Genomic DNA, 19,891 nt, shown 5'->3' on the forward strand with positions numbered 1-19,891 from the left:
ACTTGCTCAGCCTCAAGCTTACCTTACATATCCATATCAAGGGTGCTGCTTATGCGCTTGGCATATAGCTGACGCCGTTTGATGCTCTTATTGGCATACAAGTTCTGATCGGCATTACGCAACCATTCATGATTATTAACCACTTCAGTATTCAAGCAACGTCCAACATGTAAGCTGGCATCATTAAACCCTTCAGCACTAAAGTGCGATTCAATCCTGCTTGTGGCCTGCTCAACCTCAACAAAATCATCTTTATCAATGAACAACACAAAGTCATTCACACCCACCCTATAAATATACTCTTGGTTGCGGCTTTCAATACGACTTTCCAATTGGTTAGCAACAAAGCAAATCAACTTATCGCCCTCGCCCAGCCCTAATCTTTTATTGACCAGCGAAAGGCCTTCGATAGTGATTAACACTAAATAACATTCGACATTAGCTGAAGGACCTATTGATTGTTCCTGCCGCATAAATTCATCGAAGGCAAATCGATTCGCTGTTTTTGTTAGTTCATCAATACGAGCATTTTTCCATGCGACGTCTAGCGTTTCGATATAGCGCTCTTTTTCATCAGACAACATCCTGATTTTGTGAGCCAATGCTAGTGATAACAGCAGCGCGTCAGCCGTGCCACCGATAAGAGTCGCTAACTCAGCATTGTCGAAGAAGTCTGGGGTAATCCCCATATTCCCAGGCAAAATAAGTACTGCAGGCAGCAATAAACAAGTAAATGCGAATATGAAATATCGAGCAGGATAAAAGCCTTTTAATAAACAAACATTGCCACAGGTTATCGCCAAAGCTATCCATAACATGATCAATATTGATGCAATAATCGCCGTGTATGAGATTAAATAAATACTAGTCGGTAAGGCAATGATACAGGCCCACATCAGATACTTACTGAGCTGCCATAACTTTGGAGAAAGCTCTGGCAATTGCAAAAAATGTTTATAAAAAAGAATGTTAAAAATTGGCAATCCAATAAAAAACAGATGGTGTAACTGCAAAGCATGCAGATCAAAAAGGTGTGCAGGAATATGGAAGGTTAACGCCCAACCAGTGAAATAAGTTAACACATAAAAACCGTAATATAAAAATGCCTTATCTCTAATTGATGCATAGATAAGTAAGTTATAAAAAGCGATTGAAGCTAGCGCCCCTAAACAGAGCACAATAAACATTGCACTTAAATCAGACTTGAGTCGATGCTGCTGGTAAGGCTCAAGCTGCAATTTAGGTTGTGATGAATAGTAGCGGCTACTAATTCGAGTCACCAACCAATAGTTAGTCTCCCTTTTTAATTCGACCTTACGTGCATAATCAAATAGAAACTCATAAGGAGCATAATAACCGCTGTGAAAATATTGCTTGGAGCCATCTTCACCAATAATCCAGTAGTCCACAGACTCAATGATGGCATTTTTGACATTGACGCTCCACTCCCCTTCGTTGCCTACAATAACAAAGGCGCTTGCCATCCAGTAATCTCCCCCAGCCAATGAGACCTTACTCTGCAACGAATGTGACTTAATCCAAGGCATTATCGCCATAAAATCTTGTGGGTTAGTATCCCCTTCTACCGCTTCAAAGAGGTATTTTTGATCGAAAACGGCACTAGCATGCGCACTTTCATTGCCGCCCATAATGGACAGCATAAGCAAAATGAATGTTATTATTTTTATGTGCATGGAAGATAAATCCGTTTTTAAAAGCCACACTAAATTGAAGCTAGCGTGATAAAGGTCACGTATATGACAATAATTTGACTTAAGTTTACATGAAACAGACATTTATCAAAATGTAAAACGTACTCAGGCTTTTAACGATGACAAGAGTAATTAAGATTTTAAGCTGGCAGTTGAAGGCAGAGGTTAGCAGTATAAAGTGTAGATAAAACGAAATTAGACAGGAGATCTAGCAGCTAATAGCCTTTATTGGACTATTTAGCTGCACTATTTAGCTGCACTATTTAAGCAATATTAGAAAGTTGCTCTACCACCTAGATAGAAGCCTGAGTCAAATGTAGTATTGGCTGCATCATCATATTGAAAACGAATATTTCTATAACCAACAAAAAGCGCTAATGAAGGGTTTAGCTGGTATTGAACCTTGCCATCAACCTGCCAAGAACCATCAACATCACCAAACGACAGTACTGAAGGTGAGTAATAACCTGAGCCATGCACAGAAACGTTTGAACCTAAGTGCATTGCGTATCGCCCGCCGATGCCTACCGCATTACCATTTTGACTGTTCTTAGACCAAAGCTGAGAAAACTTCGCCCCAATCTCAATATGGTGCACTCCAGCATCATGAGCTATGTGCATAGCACCTGATAGCATCTGACCGCCTTTATCAGAGTAGATATACTCTACAGACGCATTGACATCCTTATTCAAGTCTACCTGTATATCAGTAAGCAAGGTGTCATCATTAAGCCCTAAGGTAAAATCTGTTGCCTGAGCTGAAACACTAGCCAAACTCAATACTGCAGCACCCACTAAAAGTTTTATTTTCATTGTTAATCCGACACATATTTTAATTTGTCAGGAGCATACACAAAACTTATCTAATGTTTTATCTAAACCACTGTACCAAGTTCGCATTTTAATAAAGCTCAACCTAAATCTCCTTAACTGACAACACACTCAACAATAAAGACACACTAATCTCAACCAAGATTCAAACATGAAATCTCACCTCAAAGAATTAAAGCGTTGATTTAGATTAAGAACAATCGACAACTTCTTAGCCTGTTGAATGCGCCATAATTGAGTAGCGGACATTCATCTTAAACTCCCTTATAGTGCCGCAGGGGTATTGGTCGACAAAGTCAGTATTCATCAATGATTACGGCTTTGGTTTACCCCTATTTAGCATAAGCAAAAGTACTTATAACAACTATAATGAATATCCTGAGTGATATGATTTGGAGCAATGATGAAAAATATAAAACTCACATCTTTGAGTATCGCGATAGCAACCAGCATCATGTTATCTGGCTGTGGTTCTGATTCAGATTCCACCCCAGAACAAGAGTTCGGCACATTCACCCTTGGAGTGTCAGATAATCCCGCTGATGCGAATATTGTTAATATCGCCTTTAAGCAAGTGGTATTAAAAAACAGTGAAGGCTCTGTCTCATTCGACGTTTCAGTTGGAGAGGACGGACTACAACACGTCGACCTATTAAGTGTGCAAGGGCAAAATGTCGAAACACTTGTCAGTGGCCAATCTGTTGCTGTCGGCGAATATCAAATGTGTATCTATATGCAAAATAACGAAATATCAGATACTGATAGCTCTTATGTACTTTCTGACGCCACTAAAGATGATAACGGAGAATATGTGGGCGGCGTTGTTGAAGGGTTGATCACAAACAGTAATGGCTCTTGTGGTGGCGAAGGCGCTGATGAAGAAAATACTGGTCGTTTATTTTTCAATAAAGCGTTTACTATAGCCGCTGGCAATAACGCTTTCGTTGCTGAATTTAACTTATCTAAAGGCCTTCAAGCTCCTCATGGCAATAAAGAGTACTGGACGTTAAAACCAACGTCAGTGCAATTGGTTAATAACGCCGAGGTTGGCGCAATTGCAGGGCAAATAAGTCCTGAAACCATGGCAACTTGTGAAGCCAATGCCGGTGGTTCAGAGTTTTCTTCAGCAGTTTACCTCTATCCAAGCGATACGGCACTTGATGATATGGCAGATTTTAGAAGTGGCGCGAATGTACTCACTCAGGTTGCTCCTATTACTTCTGCTAGAGTTAACCCTATTGAAGACGCTGAAGGCACTAACTTAGGTTATGGCTATGAATTTGGTTTTGTGGTTGCTGACACATATAGCCTAGGTTATACCTGCCTAGCGCAAAATGACGACCCTGAACTATCTAATGTTCGTGAGCCAGAAGATGACACGCTTCCTTTCTTTATCGACTCTGCAGAGCAAGATGTCACGGTCGTTATTGATGAAACAACTACCCGTCATTTCCCTGAGTCATTTGTACCTAGCGACTCATAGGAAAAGCAAGGCTTTGTAGCCCTGTTACTTAGGTTACTTAGGTTACTTAGCGAAAAGGTACTCACTCATTTGTGAGTACCTTTTTAATTTTCCCAAAGAAGCTATTTATTTGCTGCAATTCATACCAATATAAGTTGCGCGCAATAATATTGCCCACAAAACCATTTGATAGTATGCTTCTCAAAAAGGAGCGCACTATGCCATCATCAATTTATGATTTTTCAGTTGCAAACATTCAAGGTCAATCTACCGCTTTAAAAGACTACCAAGGAAAAGTGGTTCTTATTGTAAATACAGCGAGTGAGTGTGGCTTTACTCCGCAATATAAAGAGCTCGAAGCACTCTATAAAAAATACCAATCCCAAGGCTTAGTCATACTAGGCTTTCCTTGCAACCAATTTGGTGCTCAAGAAAAAGGCGATAGTGCAGCCATCAGTTCATTTTGCGAACTCAACTTTGGGGTTACTTTTCCACTTTTTGAAAAAATAGAGGTAAACGGCGCTGCAACGACACCGCTTTACCAATATTTAAAAACAGAAGCAAAAGGCTTACTTGGCTCTGAACGGATCAAGTGGAACTTCACCAAGTTTCTAATTAACAAGCAGGGGAAAGTAGAGAAACGCTTTGCGCCGGCAACGAAACCAATGGCGATAGAGAAAAACATCTTAGAATTATTGTAATTTTTATAGTTTAAAAACAATGAATTAAAAATATAATTAAAAAAACCACAATTAATCTGTCTATTTTTTGAACTTTAACTGATTTTACCTCTCTAACTTTTTGAGCATTGAATATTTACTTCATGTTCATCATTCTCCCTGGGACTTCTAGCGCGGTCCCCTTGATCTCTAAGTAGGTCAGTCAGGCAACCCATTGGGTTGCCCTTTTTTTCCTCAATGACTCTCCAAATGACATAAACCTGAAGTGAATAGAAAAATCTCTCTTTCAGGGAACTAAAACGAATTACAGCACTCTGACTATATGAACCGATTCTCGTTAAGTGAATTTCATCAGTTGGCTTAACTCTTATTCTCTTTGCTCATCACTCAGAGTGTATATAGTTTCATTGTTCATCATCATTCCCTTGGGCACTCCTGTTGAGGTTTGCCATTGGAGTTAACCGTTACGCTAGCGCACTAACTGTGTTAACTCTTGAAAACTTATGTTTATGGCAACCTATTTAGGTTGCCATTTTTTTTGGCTAACAATCACCGCAAAACATCCTCAAACAAATCTTGGTTTAATCGCAAAATTCAATGCATTAATAAACGGATAATCACCAGTAAGTGAGCTAAAAATCAAACCAAATGAAATAAAAACGAAAAAAGTGAGGAGTAATTGGAACTAAAGCGAAATTAGGCACTCTGACTATATGAACCGATTCTCGTTAAGTGAATTTCATCAATTGGCTTAACTCTTATTCTCTTTGCTCATCACTCAGAGTGTATATAGTTTCATTGTTCATCATCATTCCCTTGGGCACTCCTGTTGAGGTTTGCCATTGGAGTTAACCGTTACGCTAGCGCACTAACTGTGTTAACTCTTGAAAACTTATGTTTATGGCAACCTATTTAGGTTGCCATTTTTTTTGGCTAACAATCACCGCAAAATATCCTCAAACAAATCTTGGTTTAATCGCAAAATTCAATGCATTAATAAACGGATAATCACCAGTAAGTGAGCTAAAAATCAAACCAAATGAAATAAAAACTAAAAAAGTGAGCAATAATTGGAACTAAAACGAAATTAGGCACTCTGACTATATGAACCGATTCTCGTTAAGTGAATTTCATCAATTGGCTTAACTCTTACTCTCTTTGCTCATCACTCAGAGTGTATATAGTTTCATTGTTCATCATCATTCCCTTGGGCACTCCTGTTGAGGTTTGCCATTGGAGTTAACCGTTACGCTAGCGCACTAACCGTGTTAACTCTTGAAAACTTATGTTTATGGCAACCTATTTAGGTTGCCATTTTTTTTGGCTATTAAACAACAGCCTTAAGTTGAGCGTCTAACATCACCACTATCGATGGGTGGTAACCCTCTCGCGCCAAGGCATAGATGTTTTTGATCTGGCCATCAAAACCAGCTTTTAGTAGTTCAGCATAAAGTGGCTTAACAAATTTACCTCGGCCAATTTTTACTAAATAATCACTCACAGCAGGTAATACATCGCTGTAACCATTACGAATTGCCACTTTATACCAATCACAGGCTATTTCGGCATTGGTTGATACTGTGAGTGAAAATGCAGCGTCAAGTGCTTTAAGCTGATCATGGCTTACTACCTCTGGTAGGTTGGTCAGGAAGTACTGCCAGTGATGCACTAACCAGCCTGTAGTATTCAGGTCGGCAGCAGCAGCATGACCCGCTTCAAATGCTGACAGAGCTTCAGTGACCTTATCTAAACTATTTGATGTTGGCGCGATAAACCACTCAGGCATACCTTCACCATAGATCCAGCCCAATAGCTCAACCTCAGTAATCAATTCACTATGTTCGACAAGCAATGTCTTTTTAGCGTACTCAACAAAAGTCTCTGTTGTTATCGCTTCAAAAGCGAATGCTTGTACATATTGGTAGAGGAATTTATCAAAAGCAACTCGCCCTAAGCGCTTTTCAAGGTCATGAACAAACATCGAAGCCTTGTCATAGGTGAAGCGGTTAAAGGCTTCATTTGGGTCTTGAGTTTGCATATTGGCAGGCAAAGTTTGCGCGTGTAATTCAGTTGACTCGATCGCTTCCTTTAAACGGCCATATTCCAGCACCACTTCAAGCTCGGCTAACTCTTTACCGAACACCTTTTCAACAATGCGGTTAGTAAAGTAAGTCGTGAAGCCTTCGTTTAACCATAAATCGCGCCAAGTCGCGTTACTGACAAGATTGCCAGTCCAGGAATGCGCTAGTTCATGGGCAACAGTCGAGACTAAGCTCTTATCTCCAGCGATTAGCGTGGGAGTCATAAAGGCTAATCTTGGGTTTTCCATGCCACCAAATGGGAAGCTCGGTGGCAATACGATCATGTCATAGCGTCCCCAAGGGTATGGACCCAATAAAGATTCAGCCACTTCAACCATACTTTCAGTATCTTCAAACTCGGCAACGGCAGACTCAACAACCTCAGGTTCCGCATAGACACCTGTACGCGCACCCAATCGCCCAAAGGCTAAATCGCCAACGGCTATAGCGAGTAAGTGTGTCGGCATGGCTTTTTCCATGGTGAAGCTAAAGCGGCCATCGAGTGCTGCAGTGGCATCATTCATGGCGCTCATCACTGCTCGCATCCCTTTAGGTGCATTAATCACGGCATCGAAAGTTATTCTCGCTTTTGGGGTATCTTGCAGCGGGATCCAGCTACGTGCATTGATGGGTTGCGATTGACTGAACAAAAAGGGGAGTTTCTTGCCACTGGTTTGAGCGGGGGTTAACCACTGTAACCCTTGCGCTTCAGGCGTAGTGGCATAGTGTATTTTCACGCTGCTAACTGAAGAATCTAATTTGATACATAAGCGTTGGCCTAAGATTTCATCTTCTTTATCAATCGCGTACTCTAAGGCTTGATCGGCTGTTGTCGTCACATTAAAAATCGTGATATCACGTAGATCCAACATCAACTCACTGGTATTGTCATCTAAGTAATTAAGATTTAGCTCCACCTGCCCGGTTAACTGTTTTGCAGCAAAGTCCACATCTAACATCAATGATAAATGTTTAACACACACTTGCTCTGTATTGGCGAATGAATGGTAGTCACGGCTGTTATCCCATTGCTCTAACACGGCATATCCTTTTTTAGTCACTGAACTTTTTAGGGGTATTTTAGCCAACATCTTAATCTAGAGTGAAATTGACTTGAATAGTTTTAAGTGGAACACTTGCGAATATTGTATGCAAATATAAAATATAGAGAAACCCTCCATGAAAAATAAACACTATATCCTGACGCTAATCATGAGCCCTCTGCTGATTATGTCAGCATATACTGCAGCGCAAACAGCGCAGCCGTTAGAAAGGGTTCTAAGCCAGAACCATACCTGCAGTGATACCATCATAATCCGCTCTCAAGCATTGACGTCGCAGCAGATTGAATCAGCGTGTCAGTTACTGCAAAAACAGGAAGCTAAATTCCACAAACTATTTGGCACATTAAATAAACCTGTAGCCCATGACAACAACCACAGTATGCGGGCAAACGTCTACCACTCGCGTGAAGATTATGAAGTGAATGTCACTGCTCACTTTAATGTGCCCAGTGACAATGGCGGCATGTATTTAGAGGGGTTTCCCTGGGAAGAAGACAACCAAGCCGAGTTTGTTGCTTACGAGAAAAAAGGCCAAGTGTGGAATCTAGCCCATGAATATGTGCATTACCTTGATGGTCGCTTTAATCTTTATGGTGATTTTTGTGCCTCATTACATGACTCACATGGCGCGCCAGAGTACTGTCCTCAACCAACACCTTTGTATCCTCACCTCGTGTGGTGGAGCGAAGGCATTGCCGAATACATCTCTCTTGCTGACAATAATCCAAAAGCACTAAAGGTTATAGCTGATAATAACCTGCAATTGAGCGAGTTGTTTAATACCAGTTATGAGCAGAACGGTGGCGGCGATAGAGTCTACCGCTGGGGCTATTTAGCCGTGCGATTCATGCTTGAACAACATAAAGATAAAATCGATGAGATGCTAATCTTCACTCGAAAAGGGGATTTCCCAAGGTACCAGGCATTAGTGAGCCAATGGGGAACCTCAATGGATGCAGAGTTTCAAACTTGGTTAGCTGAATTGGTTAAAGCAGACTAATAGTCAAACAGAATCAAAAAAGGCCTCAATTGAGGCCTTTTTCTAAATAGATTTTAACTTAAAGACGGATACCGGCTTTAGCTAAATCTTTCGCAATCACACTGCGAGGAAGCGCAACATAACCGTCTTTCTCTACAATTTGCTGTCCTTGCATTGACAGTACGTAACGGATGAACTCACGGTCCATTGGTGCAAGGTCTTTGTTCGGATGCTTGTTCACATACACATATAGGTAACGTGAAAGTGGGTATTTACCACTTGCAGCATTTTCAGCAGATGCAGCGATGTAGTTAGTGCCTTTCTTAGATACTGCTACCGCTTTAACGCCCGCCGTTTTGTAACCAATACCTGAGTAACCAATCGCGTTAAGTGACTGAGATACTGACTGTACCACTGAGGCAGAACCAGGCTGTTCATTGACGTTAGCTTTGAAATCACCTTTACAAAGTGCTTTCTTTTTAAAGTAACCGTAAGTACCAGATACTGAGTTACGTCCATATAACTGCACATCACGGCCAGTCCAGCTACCCGTTAGGCCAACATCGCCCCAACGTTTAATATCATCACCGCCACACTTGTTTGTAGAAGAGAAGATACCGTCGATCTGCTCCATGCTCATGCCTTTGATAGGGTTATCTTTATGCACGAATACCGCTAACGCATCAATAGCAACACGGATAGCCGTTGGCTGGTAGCCATAATGTTTTTCAAAAGCTTCAACTTCATTTGGCTTCATCTTGCGGCTCATTGGGCCGAACTGTGAAGTGCCTTCAGTCAACGCTGGTGGCGCTGTAGACGAACCAGCGGCTTGAATTTGAATATTTACGTTAGGGTATAGTTGTTTAAAATCTTCAGCCCAAAGCGTCATCATGTTAGCCAAAGTATCTGAACCAACAGAAGATAAGTTACCAGACACACCACTTGTTTTTTCATAAGTAGGTAAAGACTGATCGATTGCCGCCATTGATGCTGCAGAAAATACAGTTGCTGCAGTTAAGCTTACTGCGCCAACAAGTTGTTTCAATTTCATTCTTTGCTCCAGTGTTTAAATATCTTGGTTTCTTAAAACGCTGTCAGTATTAACTTCTATGATGACAAGTCTATTACTGCAAAGTGACACTTCGATGACAGAACGGCTCTATTTGAAAAATTTATGTCGCTTAAATGAAAAAACAGGCTAAGCGCCTGTTTTTATGTCATCTATGTTTTTAGTCAAAATATCACTCAGCAAGCTTTTCCGTCTCAGGCTGCGAATATTCAACTAAATTAGGCGGAATAACAAAGCTAAATGTACTGCCCTTACCTAGCTGACTCGATACCATCAACTCGCTTTGGTGATGATTGAGTGCATGTTTTGTGATCGCAAGTCCAAGCCCTGTGCCACCGCTTTGTCTTGAACGTGCACTATCGACACGATAGAAACGCTCTGTTAAACGGCTAATATGTTGCGGCGCTATACCTTCACCACTATCACTGACACTAAACTCGCCACCTGAGGCAATTTTACGCCAGCTAATATCGATGCTGCCACCCGGTTCAGTATATCGAATCGCGTTAGAGATAAGGTTTGTGCAAGCGCTTCTAAGCTGAACTTCATTACCGTACATATCAAGCCCTGGCTCGCAATACAACGACACATCATACTGCTTTTGAGCGAGCGCCAGTGCTTCATCACGTAATATATCCATCATCTGCGACATATTCACTTTGACTTCAAGATCGACATCACCCGAGTCCTCAATTCTTGATAACGCCAACAACTGCTCAACCATAGAGCGCATGCGCGAGGTTTGCTGCTGCATTTGATCGAGCGCTCTCACGTTAGGCGAACCGGGCTCCTCCATCGACTGCATCATCTCCAAGTATCCTTGAAGTACAGTTAACGGGGTCTTTAGTTCATGAGATACATTGGCAACAAACTCTTTGCGCATCCCTTCTAACTGACGCACACGGGTAATATCCCGTGCAATCAGCAACAACTGACCTGAGCCGTAGCCCATAATGCGGATCTCAAGCAAACGGCCTTCAGATAAGGGTGCGGCAAGTTCCAACGGCTCTTGATACTCGGCTAGCTTTAAGTAATTTGAAAAATCAGGATGACGAATAAGGTTATCGATCCGCTGGCCATTATCTTGCGGCCAAACGAAACCTAATAGCAGCTGCGCTAGCTTGTTACACCAGAGAATATTATGCTCTGAATCAAGAACCACTGCAGCGTCGGGTAATGCTTCAGCACCTTGTCTGAAACGCCCTAATAGAAATGCTAATTGGGACACACGCTTACGATTCTTACCTTGCAAGCGATAGATACCGTTGAACACCCCTTCCCAACTGCCGCTGCCATTTGGCGGCGTTAAGCGACGGTCATGCCACAACCAATAATTAAGCCGAGATAATTGACGGTAATGCCACAGCAATAAACCGATACAACCGAGTAAAAGTATCCAAAAGACTTCACCAATCAGTAAACCTACCACCAAACAAAGTAGTAGATAGATCACCAATCGAGAAATTAGACGATACCCAGAATATGAATCAAACATAGACCGACCATATGGAAGAACTGAGCACAAGATAGCCTAAAAGCCATCTTGTGCCTATGAGATGTTTAACTAAAGTCTCGTCGAGAAACGATAGCCTGCGCCACGAACGGTTTGGATCAGGCGATCATGCCCTGAAAAAGTAACCGCTTTGCGTAAGCGTCTGATATGTACGTCAACAGTTCTATCTTCAACATAAACATTCGTCCCCCACACATTGTCGAGAAGTTGCTCTCGACTATACACGCGCTCGGGGTGTGTCATAAAGAAATGTAATAAACGAAACTCGGTAGGCCCCATATCCAACACCTGCTCACCGACCGTTACACGATGACTAACAGGGTCTAATTGCAACCCTTGCACATCGATGGGATCTTCAAGGCAGGTCGGCGCAGCTCGGCGCATAACCGCCTTAATACGTGCGACCAATTCTTTAGGGGAAAACGGTTTAGTAATAAAATCATCGGCACCAACTTCAAGCCCTCTGACTTTATCTTCCTCTTCGCCGCGAGCGGTTAGCATAATAATTGGGATGTGACGTGTGAACTCATCTTGGCGTAATCGCTTAGCTAATTGAATGCCACTGCCGCCTGGAAACATCCAATCGAGTAGTACTAGATCAGGATAAGGCTCGGTTAACATATCAAGTGCTGAGTCGTAGTCTTCAGCCGCGGTGGTGGTAAAACCATGTTGCTCTAGCACGAAAGTTAGCATCTCGCGGATCGCTAACTCATCTTCAACTATCAATATCCTTGCTGTCATAATCGATCTTCTGTCAGTGAATTTCTACGAGTCTATTATTGGTCAGTTTTATTACATTAATATTAAACGAAGTACCATTTTGACATAATAAACAGAATTATTGTCATAAAGCAGCATTAGTTGCTCTCACTTTACACGTAAAAAGGAGGCCTTAGCCTCCTTTTTTATAACCTTACTGTGATTTAGAACTTGTGCTCTAGACCCACACCAAAGTATTTGTCGTCGTTTTCAATTTTTTCATATGAACGATTGGTGTAAAATGCGAATAACTTGGTTGGTTTACCCAGCTTGTAATCACCACCTACTGACCAAGTATCACCTTTGTCTTCCATATCTTGGTACTGAGCTTTTAGCACAACTGCATCTATAGTGTAAGCAGCGCTTAATAGGTAACCGGTTTTGCTTTCTTGATCAACAAGTGGATTACCATCTGAGTCATAAGTAGCTTCTTGCTGCTGGTACATACCGCCTAACTTAAGACCTGCAATTTTACCTTGCACGGTCGCACGTACAACTTCGTAGCCTTTAACATCTGCGTCATAGGCTACAGCTGCATAAAACGGAGACTTCTTAAGTTTCGCATCACCATACATAGCCGCAACACTGAAACCGTCTTGTGCGTACTGAGAACTTGCGCCCTCTGCAGCATAAGTGACACCCATTTTAAAACCACTAAATGATGGAGTGACATACGTTGCAGTTTGCTCAATACGGTTTTCGCCTTTAAACAGGTTTTTCAAATCACCTGAAAGGTCATTAAACTGGTCAACTTTACCCTGAGAAATCTTAAGCATGGTGTCGTTACGACCGACTGAGAATGCACCAAAGTTACCTTTTAGACCTACAAACTGATTACGCGCTTTGAAGTTTTCCTTGTCTTCATCGCCAGTGTCAACTTCATACTCAACGGTGTAAAAAGCTTCAAGTGAGCTGCTTAATTCAAAAGCGCCCTTAACACCAAAACGAGAAGCATTAGATTGAATAGTCGTTGTTGCTTCATCATTCACATCATTAGACTGCGCAGTAACATTTAGCTTACCGTAAACTGTTAATGGGTCTGCCGCGTGAGCAGAGGCAAGAGTTGCAGTAGCTAGAGCAGAGGCCAGTAGAGTTTTACAAAAAACGTTCATCATTTAATCCTTTCGACGTTTATTCGTCTTGGTTATTGGTTTGGACGAGCGCCATAATGAAGATCGTTTGTTGCATTTTTATTTCAGCAAATACTAAATCGAGCTCCAATTGTTCATAAATTGCAACTTAGGATCTAGAAAGCCTTTGAAAACGGGGCTTTCAAGCATCCCTGTTGAAATATGACAGTTTGGTTAAATGTGACAATCACATCCAGTATCTACACACCTAAGCGGTTTACCCGAACCTGACAATGACTTACACTGCGGCTTTAATTTTGACTGAGCACTTAATCTATGTGGTTTAAAAATCTAACTGTCTACCGCTTTAACAAGCCCTTCTCTGTTGACACTGAATCAATGGAAAAATCACTGGAAGACTTCACCTTCTCTCCATGCTCAAGCCAAGATATCAGCAAGTTTGGCTTCTCTAACGCATTTGGTAAGCATGGCGACACTTTGGTCCATACCGCAGCAGACAGGCATCTTATCTGCGCAACCAAAGAGGAAAAAATTCTCCCAGCTCAAGTCATTAAAGAAGCATTAGAGGAGAAAGTTGCACTTCTTGAATCTGAAGATGGTCGTAAACTTGCGAAAAAAGAGAAAGACGCATTAAAAGATGAGATTACCACCACATTATTGCCAAGAGCCTTTTCTCGTCGCAGTCAAATTCGCGCACTGATTTTACCTGAGATCCAGATGATCTTGGTCGATAGCTCGAGTGCTGCTAAGTCTGAAGAGCTAATGGCGCTACTGCGTAAAGCCATTGGTACTTTACCTATTATTCCGATGAGCTTTAAAACGCCGATTGAAAGCCAATTAACGGAATGGTTAAAAGAGAGCAAAACACCTGCACCTTTTGAGATGCAAGATGAAGCTGAATTAAAAAGTGATTCAGATGAAGGTGGAATTGTTCGCTTTAAGCAGCAAGATTTGAGTGAAAACGAAGTATTGGCGCACATTGAAGTCGGTAAGCAAGTTCATAAACTAGCATTACACTTTGGTCAATCAGTAGCCTTCTTACTTCAGTCTGATGCAGCGATTAAACGCCTTAAGTTCTCTGAAGAGTTCAGAGCGGGTAATGACGATTTAGGCAATGAAGATCCAATGGCGCGTTTAGATGCAGACTTTGCCTTAATGGGCAGCGAGCTAATTGCCTTGGTGAATGCCGTCGTAGAAGCACTTGGTGGACTAGAAGACAGTATTTAATACCAACTTCTTATTTGCTAAAAGAAAAGGCGCCAACGGCGCCTTTTTTGTTATGTTGATTAAATTCAAGCTACTTGTGGCTCTGCGCTTCTCTGTAATGATTGCAACGCTTCCGCCAGCTTAGTGACGGCAGTGCTTACCGCTTTAGGCATTGAATCGAACTCCACACCAAGTAATAAGTTTTTCACTTCAAGCCCAAGCTCTGTATCACCTTCAATACTGAGTTTACGTTGAAAAAATAGCGTATCGGGATCTTCTTTCGCCGCAGCAACTAAAAGTAACGCTTTTGAGTCACTCTTAAACGTCACTTCTGCATTTTGTAATGGTCGGACTAACCAACTACCGTTGTAACTCACCTCAAAGGTTAAAGCTAAATCTTCAACTTCGATAGCAACCCAACGATCCAATAAAAATTCAAGCTCATCATCCCTTGCTTGCTCAGCAAGCATCAAGCCTAGTATCCGCTTTAAAAGATCAGCCTTTAAAGAGAACGGGATAAATGCTAACGGTTGTGATAGCGCCTTAGGGCCAATATTCAGAATTTTTTTAGCCAAACTATTGGGAAGTAAACCTTGCATTTAAAAATGCTCCAGCATTGATACAAAGAAAGTGATCTTACCTAGCTTTTATGATCACAAACCTGTTTTACATCAAAAATTTGATCTTCATTCCCTTTTAAACTCCTGATTCCTTATCATTGGAGCCAAATATATGGAACTGCTGTGCCCCGCGGGTAATCTCGCATCATTAAAAATTGCGCTAAATGCTGGCGCCGATGCGGTCTATCTAGGACTAAAAGATGATACCAATGCCCGTTCTTTTGCAGGTTTAAACTTTACTCCCAAAAAACTACAACAGGCTGTTGAGTACACTAAAAAATGCGGCAAGAAAGTATTTCTGACCATTAATACCTTTCCAAAACCAGGTGAAGAAACTCGCTGGTATCAAGCCATAGATTTGGCCGCGGCAACCGGTGTTGATGCGCTCATTATGGCGGATATATCATTACTCGATTACGCCCATAGCCGCTACCCACACTTGCCGTTGCACTTATCAGTGCAAGCCAGCGCGACTAATCTTGGTGCGCTAACGCTTTATAAAGAAGCATTTAATATCGAACGCGCAGTTTTGCCACGGGTATTGTCGATGAAGCAGGTCAGAGACCTGTCTAAAGTCACCCCTGTTGACTTAGAAGTTTTCGCATTCGGCAGTTTATGCATTATGGCTGAAGGCCGCTGCCATCTATCTTCATACGTCACCGGCCAATCTCCTAATACTGGCGGCTCCTGCTCACCGGCAAAACATGTACGTTGGCAAGAGGATGGCAGTGATAGGTTAACTTGGTTAAACGATGTACTTATTGATAAGTCTGGTGTTGATGAACAGATGGGTTACCCAGTCGTCTGTAAAGGTCGTTACACCACAGATGAAAACAGTACCGCTAGCCACATTCTTGAGGCGCCGACCAGTTTAAACACCTTAAGTTTATTGCCTGAACTTGCCAAAGCAAACGTAGTGTCTCTAAAAATAGAAGGCCGTCAACGCAGCCCAGCTTATGTTGAGCAAGTGACACGAGTATGGCGCGCTGCAATCGATAGTTACTTATCAGCACCTGAGAAATACCAAACCCAGCAAGAGTGGAATGCAGCTTTAAACAAAGTCTCTGAAGGGCAAACAACCACACTCGGCGCCTATGAGCGAACTTGGCAGTAACAGCACTGCTTATTTTTAAAGGAAAGATAATGAAAACATCTCTCGGGCCAATACAGTATTGCTGGTCAAAAGAAAAAGTCAGCCAGTTCTATCAGCAGGTAGCTGACAGCAATATTCCCGTCGTCTATCTTGGTGAAACCGTTTGCAGTAGACGCAGACAAGTAAAATTTAGCGACTATTTAAAACTAGCGCAGATGCTACGAGAGTCAGGTAAGGAAGTGATTCTATCTACGCTAGCGTTATTAGAAGCGCCATCAGAATACACTGAGCTAAAAAAGCAGGTTAACAATGGTGAATTCATTATCGAGGCTAATGATATCGGTGCAGTGCAAGCAGCAAAAGAGATTGGTTTACCCTTTGTCTGTGGTCCCACTATCAATAACTACAATTTGGCGACGCTAAAAAAACTGCATCAATGGGGCATGCAACGTTTTGTGATGCCTATAGAGTTGTCTAAAACTTGGCTAACCAATGTTATCGAAGCTGAATTAGCCACGAGTGGAGCCCCTCTCCCCTTTGAAATAGAGGTGTTTGCTCATGGGTATTTGCCACTGGCGCATTCTGCTCGCTGTTTTACGGCCAAACAACAGGGGCTGCCTAAAGATAACTGTCAAACGGTATGCTTGTCGCACTCAAAAGGGTTACTCGCTCAAACCCAAGACCAACAACCGTTACTAAGGATTAACGGTATTCAGACTCAGTCTGCCAGTCAAATTGATCTTTCAGCGGATATTGCCCAGATGCAACAGATGGGAATCAACTACTTTAGAGTCTCTCCAAGTAGCTTAAAGAGCATCGAAGTCGCTGAGAGTATTCTGTCTAAGCCGCAACTGCCAGAGCCTCTCACATGCAACGGATATTGGCATCAAACCTCAGGGTTAGCACAGGTTAACTAGGACTTAAATGTAGGCTTTAAATTTAACATGACGTTGGTGGTCCAAGCCACGAAACAGCTGATCCCTACCCATTCAAACACCGCAGGCCACCAAATATCAGGACGATGCATCTCAACCAGCATCTCCTGATAAAATGCCCTATCACCTTCAGTCAACTCTAACCCTAGCAAAGGTACAATTAGAAATGCCGCCATGCTGATGAACGAGCAAGATGCCAAAATGCTGGTAGTCCGTGAGAATAATCGTCCTTTGCCCACTAATAAATACAGTCCATATAACACCGAGCTGGTACTGCCGAAAATAAAGAAGTATTGAATTGCCGCAGTATGTAAATGATAAACATTGATTGGGAACAGCCCTATTGCAGCAAGACTAAAAAATGTCAGCGCTAAACAGGCGAAAAATGGGTAAGACCAAGGCGAGTCTGCAATTTGTAAAGAAAACAAACAAAACAGCACCACACTCAAACTACCAAAGAATAGTCCGCCATTAATGATTACTGCAAAATAGGAGTGGCCATAATTACCCAACTCACTGAGCGTATGGTTCAAAAAGCTAAAACCTCTACCGTCATACTGCTCAAATGTCAGCACAGACATCAGCAAGCCTAGCAATAATCCGAAGACTCCTAGCATACCAAAGCGAAATGCGAGCGTAGAAACCTTATTCTGTATCCGAGCTACCATATATTCCTATTTTTATAATTTCTAATGGCATCATCAAATATATATCGATTTAGCCCTAGTTAAAGAGGTCTAGCTCAGGTTTTTAACAAGCTTTACAACGCCACCAATTGTAGCGCACATGTTACTTTTATCGTTTACCGCCCATATTTTCAAGTTTAATATCCAAAACAATGAAGATGGATAAGACTAAAAAGAGAATAAACCCAGAAAGTTACACCAAAAAAGCGCAATGCACTTTTAGCTAATATTTCATTAAAAAAATTAGAAAAACCTGATTAAAAGTGGGTGTATTAATGTTATATTTCAGCCAAGTGGTTATACCCATTAGTACATTTACGACATAAACCTCGTAATGCCATTTGCAGTCACATGGAATAATAATGACAACAAACAATGCAAACACAGCCAACCGGGAAGTTAGGCTCAACAATTCAGACCAATTAATATCAAGCACTGACAAGCGAGGTGTTATTACCTATGCCAACCCACGATTTATTGAAGTTTCTGGCTATTCTGAGCAGGAACTGATTGGCCAGAACCACAAGCTAGTCCGCCACTCAGATATGCCCAAAGCAGCCTTTAAAGAGATGTGGCAAAAACTAGAGGCTGGACAGTCTTGGCGCGGTATCGTTAAAAACCGCTGTAAAAATGGCAACTTTTATTGGGTTGACGCCTTTGTTTCACCGCTGTTTGAGCAAGGGGATCTCGTCGGATATCAATCAGTGCGCGTAGCCCCTAAAGCCGAGTACGTCAGCCAAGCACAGAAAATTTATCAACGACTCAACAATGGCAAGGCCGTTAACGACCCCATTAGCCTAACCAACAAGCGCGTACTCTCAGCGGTGTGTGCCAGCCTAGGCTTAGCCGTCGCGGGTTATATTTGGGGCTGGGGGGTGATTTTAGCCGGTATTTTACTAATGGGTATCAATCTCGCCATTTTCTACGATGAAGCTTTTCGTATACCTGCCCGTTTAATGCAAATGAAGCAGCAACACGATTCAGTTAGCCGCTTTATCTACTGTGGGCGTGACACCTCCTCACTGCTCGATTTCCAATTGATGATGAAAGATGCCAAGTTACAAGGTGTGCTAGGCCGCTCGCAAGATAACGCCGAACACATTGATGACATATCAAATCAACTAGTCACCGCAGCAACTCAAGCACATGTCGGGCTTGATGTTGAAAGCCAACAGATAGAGCAAATCGCTAGTGCTACCGAAGAGATGGCAGCCACTATTACCGAAGTCGCCAGTAATATTAAGTCAACCTCTGACAGCATTCAGGACACTTATGTCCTTTGCGATGACAGTCGAGAGAAGATGCAAAAGAGTGCCAACAGTATTAATGAACTCACAGAGTCAGTATCAGAAGCCGCAGCGAATGCATTATTACTCAACAAAGAAGCTGAACGTGTCGCCAGCGCCATGTCTGAAATTGATGCCATAGCAGAACAAACTAACCTACTCGCCCTTAATGCTGCGATTGAAGCTGCTAGAGCCGGTGAACAAGGTCGTGGCTTTGCCGTGGTTGCTGATGAGGTTCGTGCGCTGTCGAGCCGCACCCAACAATCTACCGAAAGTATCTCAAAAAGCGTCGATAAGATGTTTTCGATGCTAACGCAATGGTCGAAGCAGATGGATGAAAGCAAATCTCAAGCATTGCTATGCACCGATGATGCACAGCAATCGGCTCAAAAAGTCGACACCATTTACGAAGCCGTCAGAAATATTCATGATTTAGCGCAACAAAATGCAGTTGCCGCAGAGCAACAAACGCTGGTTGTTGATGAAATCAACCAAAATATCAGCCACATTAGCCGAGCCTCAGCAGAAAATTTGGGCGCGATTGATGTGGTGGAATTAGCAGTTAAAGAACTAAAGATTAACGCCGAAAAAGCAAAATCTTTGAGGAAAACATTTAGTTAGTTTGCAGTACTTTGTAATAGTTGTCGTTACAAACTTTAGTAGCGACAACTAAAAAACCACAACAAACACACCAAAAGCCAACAATCAAAAAACAAACTTAAAACATTGTTTTGAATAGAATTAAACAAAAAATAATTTTGTTTTTTCACTGCATCTTCCTATACAATATATTTAGTCATTTAGAGTTAATAACTATTCGCACA

Annotated in this window: 16 protein-coding genes; 7 read left to right on the top strand and 9 right to left on the bottom strand. The window is 42.0% G+C overall.

All coding sequences use genetic code 11. The features are described from left to right. Positions 1-23: 23 nt before the first annotated feature. Both K5R16_RS02060 and K5R16_RS02065 read right to left on the bottom strand, forming a co-directional pair. On the bottom strand, positions 24-1,694 hold the full coding sequence (locus K5R16_RS02060; RefSeq protein ID WP_220735897.1) for a 7TM diverse intracellular signaling domain-containing protein: 1,671 nt from the start codon (positions 1,692-1,694) through the stop codon (positions 24-26). Between the two features lie 291 nt (positions 1,695-1,985). Continuing rightward, positions 1,986-2,525: a YfaZ family outer membrane protein gene (locus K5R16_RS02065; RefSeq protein WP_220735898.1), complete on the bottom strand. Its 540-nt coding sequence runs from the start codon at positions 2,523-2,525 to the stop codon at positions 1,986-1,988. A 430-nt stretch (positions 2,526-2,955) separates the two neighbouring features. Between K5R16_RS02065 and K5R16_RS02070 the strand changes: the two genes are divergently transcribed. Beyond that, a complete protein-coding gene (locus K5R16_RS02070; protein WP_374758370.1) occupies positions 2,956-4,026 on the top strand; it encodes a DUF4382 domain-containing protein in 1,071 nt (356 codons plus the stop codon). Positions 4,027-4,223: 197 nt separating this feature from the next. Next, positions 4,224-4,706 carry a glutathione peroxidase gene (locus tag K5R16_RS02075; protein WP_220735900.1) on the top strand — a complete coding sequence of 161 codons (483 nt, stop codon included), beginning with the start codon at positions 4,224-4,226 and terminating at the stop codon, positions 4,704-4,706. 1,306 nt (positions 4,707-6,012) lie between these two features. On the opposite strand, the gene K5R16_RS02080 is transcribed toward K5R16_RS02075, so the two are convergent. After that, on the bottom strand, positions 6,013-7,806 hold the full coding sequence (locus tag K5R16_RS02080) for a M1 family metallopeptidase (protein ID WP_220735901.1): 1,794 nt from the start codon (positions 7,804-7,806) through the stop codon (positions 6,013-6,015). 139 nt (positions 7,807-7,945) lie between these two features. Between K5R16_RS02080 and K5R16_RS02085 the strand changes: the two genes are divergently transcribed. Continuing rightward, entirely contained in the window at positions 7,946-8,830 is an 885-nt protein-coding gene (locus K5R16_RS02085; protein WP_220735902.1) for a collagenase, read from the top strand. Positions 8,831-8,888: 58 nt separating this feature from the next. On the opposite strand, the gene K5R16_RS02090 is transcribed toward K5R16_RS02085, so the two are convergent. The 4 genes from K5R16_RS02090 to K5R16_RS02105 all read right to left on the bottom strand — a co-directional run bounded on the left by K5R16_RS02090 (position 8,889) and on the right by K5R16_RS02105 (position 13,265). Further along, positions 8,889-9,860, bottom strand: a complete 972-nt coding sequence (locus tag K5R16_RS02090) for a PstS family phosphate ABC transporter substrate-binding protein (protein WP_220735903.1) — start codon at positions 9,858-9,860, stop codon at positions 8,889-8,891. A 190-nt stretch (positions 9,861-10,050) separates the two neighbouring features. Further along, on the bottom strand, positions 10,051-11,373 hold the full coding sequence (gene phoR / locus K5R16_RS02095) for a phosphate regulon sensor histidine kinase PhoR (protein ID WP_220735904.1): 1,323 nt from the start codon (positions 11,371-11,373) through the stop codon (positions 10,051-10,053). Positions 11,374-11,442: 69 nt separating this feature from the next. After that, entirely contained in the window at positions 11,443-12,132 is a 690-nt protein-coding gene (gene phoB, locus K5R16_RS02100) for a phosphate regulon transcriptional regulator PhoB (protein ID WP_220735905.1), read from the bottom strand. Between the two features lie 182 nt (positions 12,133-12,314). Further along, complete coding sequence (locus K5R16_RS02105) at positions 12,315-13,265, bottom strand: porin (RefSeq protein WP_220735906.1); 951 nt, start codon at positions 13,263-13,265, stop codon at positions 12,315-12,317. 291 nt (positions 13,266-13,556) lie between these two features. On the opposite strand from K5R16_RS02105, the gene rdgC reads away from it, so the two are divergent. Next, the gene (gene rdgC / locus K5R16_RS02110; RefSeq protein ID WP_220735907.1) at positions 13,557-14,468 is read left to right on the top strand and encodes a recombination-associated protein RdgC; all 912 of its coding nucleotides are present in this window, start codon (positions 13,557-13,559) and stop codon (positions 14,466-14,468) included. Between the two features lie 65 nt (positions 14,469-14,533). Here rdgC and K5R16_RS02115 read toward each other — a convergent pair whose 3' ends face one another. Further along, positions 14,534-15,046 (bottom strand): SCP2 domain-containing protein, encoded by a 513-nt coding sequence (locus tag K5R16_RS02115; protein WP_220735908.1) that lies wholly within the window; start codon positions 15,044-15,046, stop codon positions 14,534-14,536. A 133-nt stretch (positions 15,047-15,179) separates the two neighbouring features. Between K5R16_RS02115 and K5R16_RS02120 the strand changes: the two genes are divergently transcribed. Continuing rightward, positions 15,180-16,181 carry a peptidase U32 family protein gene (locus tag K5R16_RS02120; protein WP_220735909.1) on the top strand — a complete coding sequence of 334 codons (1,002 nt, stop codon included), beginning with the start codon at positions 15,180-15,182 and terminating at the stop codon, positions 16,179-16,181. Between the two features lie 29 nt (positions 16,182-16,210). Next, positions 16,211-17,077, top strand: a complete 867-nt coding sequence (locus tag K5R16_RS02125) for a U32 family peptidase (RefSeq protein WP_220735910.1) — start codon at positions 16,211-16,213, stop codon at positions 17,075-17,077. Here the strand turns inward: K5R16_RS02125 and K5R16_RS02130 are convergent. After that, positions 17,074-17,763 (bottom strand): DUF998 domain-containing protein, encoded by a 690-nt coding sequence (locus K5R16_RS02130; RefSeq protein WP_220735911.1) that lies wholly within the window; start codon positions 17,761-17,763, stop codon positions 17,074-17,076. The genes K5R16_RS02125 and K5R16_RS02130 overlap by 4 nt on opposite strands. 380 nt (positions 17,764-18,143) lie before the next feature. Here K5R16_RS02130 and K5R16_RS02135 point away from each other — a divergent pair, with 380 nt between their 5' ends. Continuing rightward, positions 18,144-19,688 carry a methyl-accepting chemotaxis protein gene (locus tag K5R16_RS02135; RefSeq protein WP_220735912.1) on the top strand — a complete coding sequence of 515 codons (1,545 nt, stop codon included), beginning with the start codon at positions 18,144-18,146 and terminating at the stop codon, positions 19,686-19,688. Positions 19,689-19,891: the final 203 nt, after the last annotated feature.

The sequence above is a fragment of the Shewanella sp. c952 genome (assembly GCF_019654975.1).
GTDB lineage: Bacteria > Pseudomonadota > Gammaproteobacteria > Enterobacterales > Shewanellaceae > Shewanella.